The 3,744-nt window shown below is 72.1% G+C and carries 6 protein-coding genes; 1 reads left to right on the top strand and 5 read right to left on the bottom strand.

The genetic code is table 11. The features are described from left to right. From M3N57_12760 to M3N57_12740, 5 genes are all read right to left on the bottom strand, one after another. Positions 1–375 (bottom strand): FGGY family carbohydrate kinase (locus M3N57_12760; GenBank protein ID MDP9023542.1); only part of this gene is annotated, 375 nt, incomplete at its 3' end. A gap of 37 nt (positions 376–412) precedes the next feature. Then, positions 413–1,312 carry a transglutaminase-like domain-containing protein gene (locus tag M3N57_12755; GenBank protein ID MDP9023541.1) on the bottom strand — a complete coding sequence of 300 codons (900 nt, stop codon included), beginning with the start codon at positions 1,310–1,312 and terminating at the stop codon, positions 413–415. A gap of 67 nt (positions 1,313–1,379) precedes the next feature. Next, positions 1,380–1,844: a DUF4399 domain-containing protein gene (locus M3N57_12750; GenBank protein MDP9023540.1), complete on the bottom strand. Its 465-nt coding sequence runs from the start codon at positions 1,842–1,844 to the stop codon at positions 1,380–1,382. A gap of 88 nt (positions 1,845–1,932) precedes the next feature. Next, positions 1,933–2,289, bottom strand: a complete 357-nt coding sequence (locus M3N57_12745) for a hypothetical protein (GenBank protein ID MDP9023539.1) — start codon at positions 2,287–2,289, stop codon at positions 1,933–1,935. Positions 2,290–2,330: 41 nt separating this feature from the next. Next, on the bottom strand, positions 2,331–3,200 hold the full coding sequence (locus M3N57_12740) for a hypothetical protein (GenBank protein ID MDP9023538.1): 870 nt from the start codon (positions 3,198–3,200) through the stop codon (positions 2,331–2,333). Positions 3,201–3,364: 164 nt separating this feature from the next. Between M3N57_12740 and M3N57_12735 the strand changes: the two genes are divergently transcribed. Further along, on the top strand, positions 3,365–3,661 hold the full coding sequence (locus M3N57_12735) for a hypothetical protein (GenBank protein ID MDP9023537.1): 297 nt from the start codon (positions 3,365–3,367) through the stop codon (positions 3,659–3,661). The last annotated feature ends 83 nt before the right edge of the window (positions 3,662–3,744 follow it).

Genomic DNA, 3,744 nt, shown 5'->3' with positions numbered 1-3,744 from the left:
CGCGCCCGCCTCACGCACCCGGTCGGCGTCGTCGCCGGCGCGGGCGTCGTCGTACATGACGCTCGCGGTGATCGGCCGCCCGGTGCGGTCGGTGAGCAGCACCGAGCCGGACGTGGCACACACCGCGATGGCCTGGATGCGGTCGGGGTCGATGCCCCGCAGCGCGGCGCGGGACGCCGACACGACAGCCTGCCACCAACCGTCGGGGTCCTGTTCGTGGCGCCGGCCGTCGCGGCGACTGGTCAACCCAGCGGTGCCGTCGCCGACGACCTCTCCGGCGGAGGTCACCGCCACCACCTGCGCGCTCTGCGTCCCCACATCGCAGCCCACCCACAGGTGGTCGTCGGTGGGACGCACCCCTGGTGGACCGCTCACTGCCGATCACGCACCTGCACGTCCACGCTCGCAGCTGTCAGTTCATCTTCGCGCGTGCTGCGCGGGCGACCGCGGCCATCGTGGCCAGCTCCGGCCCACCGGCCTCCGCGGCGGTGTCCACGTCGCCGGCCACCTCGGTGAGGTAACCCTCGAGGACCTCGGCCGACTGGCGGTACCGACCCAGCTGCGCGAGCAACTGCCCGGTGACCAGCACGTCATCAGGGCCCAGACCCGGCAGCAGCCTCCTGACCTCGACCGTCCAAAGGGCACCCCGAGCGTCGCCGTGGTGCAGGTACGCGTGTGTCAACTCGTTGATCAGACGCCGGACCACGCTCGTCGCCGGCGCCGGTCGCAGCATCGACCGGGCGAACTCGGCGTGCCCGTCGGTGGCTGCCTCGACCCGCTCGGCGATCATCTCGTCGTCGAGGATGACGCCGTCTTCGAACGGGTCGACCACCGCTGGCCGGGTGGCGCGACCCTCGGGTGCGCCGCCACCCACCCCGACGAGCAGGGGCCCCGGTGTCGCGAGCGGGAACACCCGCAGCCCCACACGCCGTCCGACGGCGATGTAGATCACCCCCAAGGCGGTTCGTGTCCCTCGCCGGCGTTCGAGCACGGACGTCAGGAGCGCGTTGCGGGGATCGTGAGCGGCGGCGGGATCGCCAGTGAACCCGAGGTCAACGCTGAGGTAGCCCGACAACGCCTGCGCGTCGGCGGTGGCCGCCTCGATCGTCGCCCCCCAGCCGAGCGGTTCGTACCGGCTGTGCGGCTGCAACCCGGTGGCGAGCTCGTCAGCCAGCGCGTCGACGCGAGCCAGCGCCACGTCGACGTCGAGGTCGGGTTGCGCTTCGACGCAGCACAGCAACGCCGCCTCAGCCAGATCGCAAGCTGGGTCGCGGACGATCGTGGCCAGCCGCTCGCGGGAGGCCTCAGACATGGCCTCACCGTACCCGCAGCGGCCTGTCCCCCCACCGTGCTCGCCGGGGGGACAGGTGCGAGATCGGCTACTCGACGGTGATGGTGATCTCGTCCGTGGCGTCGTACGCGATGTGGTCGTTGGTGCTCGCCTGGAGGCACAGCGTGTGTTCCCCAGGTTCGAGCTCGATCTCCGCTGTGCTCCCGCCGTCACCGAAGTGCAGGTGCTGCTCGTCGTTGGGGATCTCCTGGCCCGGGGTGACGCAGCCCACGTCCACCATGATGTCGAAGTGGCCCGTGTCTTCGCGGGCTTCGGCGACCGGCCCGATCAGGATCCCGGTCGACTGCATCTGCACCCGCACGGGGCTGGTCACCGTGGCGCCGTCCTCCGGCCGGGCGAACGAGACACTGACCTCGTCGGTCGCCTCCGTCGCGGCGGTCGGCACGGGGCCAGGCGTCTGCTGCGTCCCCTCCTCGTCGTCACCGCCACACGCGCTGACCATCAGGACCGCCCCCACGAGGACGACCGGCCGCCACCACCTGCGCTGCTTCATCTCAACTCCGTCTGTCGACCCGCGTCGTTCGAGGCAGCGAGGAGGATAGTCGCTTCCGATCCGCACCGGCGAGCAGGCACCACCTGCCTCAACCCTCCCCGTGGATCCGCGTCACGTCGAAGACCGGACCCACCATGCACACCGTGACGACGTCGGGACGGAGCGTGCCGTCGGCCATCACCACGTCGCCGGCTTCGGCGACGACCCGCCCGTCGGGCCCGACCAGACGCACCGGCTCGAGCTCGACCCGGTAGCCCTGCGGCCACGACGGCTGCACGCGGTCGGCGTCCACCGTGGACCGCTCCGCCTCCACATCCAGCCACGCGCAGCCGCCTTCCAGGTCAGGATCGCCACCCAACGTGCCGACCAGGTCGGCGGTCGGCTCTGCTGCGCCACCACACGCGGCCAGCCACCCGACCAGGACGACCAGGAAGACGGCTCGCATATCACTCCGATGGGCGGCGCGCCGCGACGTGTGGGCTGACGCTACAGGAGCCGCACGCCGTCACGGACACGGCGTGCGGTGCGCTCGCTCGCCGCCGCAACGAACCGGTGGCGATGTGACGCGTAGTCGGTCCCGGCCGTGAGCGGGAAGGTCGGTCCGCCGTCGATATCCACCAGCGCACCGCCCGCCTCCTCGACCAGCAGCATGCCGGCAGCCACATCCCACGCACGGCCCGCAGCCAGCACGGCCGCCGCCATCGACCCGTCCGCGACCCACGCCAGGTGCAACGCTTCCGAGCCGAGCGCCCGGTTCTTCAGCGGCGTGTCCACGGCGAAGTCGCGGCCCACGCCCGATGACGCGCCCACCAGGGCGTTGCTGGCCCGCGCATGGTCCGACCAGTCCACGTCGCGGACCGCCAGCCGGGTCGCACCGCTCCAGGCGCCCTCGCCCCGCACCGCGTGGTAGCGACGGTCCAGAAGCGGTGCGTCCACCACCGCCAGGACCAGCACACCGTGGAAGGCGAGCGCGAGCGAGACACACCACACCGGCGTCCCGTGCGCGAAGTTCGTGGTGCCGTCGACCGGGTCCACCACCCAGCACCACGGCGCGCCGCTGTACACGGTCGAGCGTTCCTCGGAGACGACCTCGTGCCCGGGGAGGTGGTCGGTGACGACCTCCGTGATGCGGTCGTCGGCGAACCGGTCCGAGGCGGTGATCAGCGACCCATCGTCCTTCACGGTCGCGCCGGCCGCGCAGAAGCCCTCCATCAGGACCGGACGCAGCTCGTCGCAGATCCGGTGCGCGAGGCCGAGCGCCCGGTGCACCTCCGCTCGTTCGCCTGGGCCGAGGTGGTCCCTGCCGGCCGCACCGCGGTCCTCGCCGCCGTCGCCCGTGTCGAGCCTGCCGGCCATGGTGGTTGCGTCCTTCTGGCTCGGGTGACCGTGGCGTGGCAGGTGACCGTAGTGGTGGTCGCCGACCTCGACCCCGTACCGGCGACCTCGTACGGGCGACGTCGTCGACCGGATCGCGAGCCCACGTGACGTAGCCTTGGCTCGCATACAACGGAAGCTGACCCGTGAGCACCCTCCAGGCGTGGCTGATCGTCGGGATCCCCGGACTCGTCATCGCCGCTGCTCTCTTCGCCGGGCGCTCGCCGGTCCGAGCCGCGTTCGGGTACCTCGCCCTCGCGATCCTCTTCGGGTTCCTCCTGCTCGTCCCGCGCAGCCCGATGTCAGCCGCCTTCGTCGGCACGATCGGTTTCCTACTGGTGGCGGCAGGCCGGGGAGAGACCGCGGTCGAGACCCAGCCCGCGGCGCGGGACGTCCCGATGCGGGTGGACGACCCCGACGTCGACCAACCTGAGCGGGTGTGACGCCACGTCGCGCACCAACCCCGCAGACCATCCCCGCACGGTCACCGCCGCCTCGACGAGTCGGCCGCGTGGCGGGCCCCGCG

This window comes from Actinomycetota bacterium, assembly GCA_030776725.1.
GTDB lineage: Bacteria > Actinomycetota > Nitriliruptoria > Nitriliruptorales > JAHWKO01 > JAHWKW01.
The sequence above is the reverse complement of the archived record's forward strand: the minus strand, read 5'-3'. Positions and strand labels throughout refer to the sequence as shown.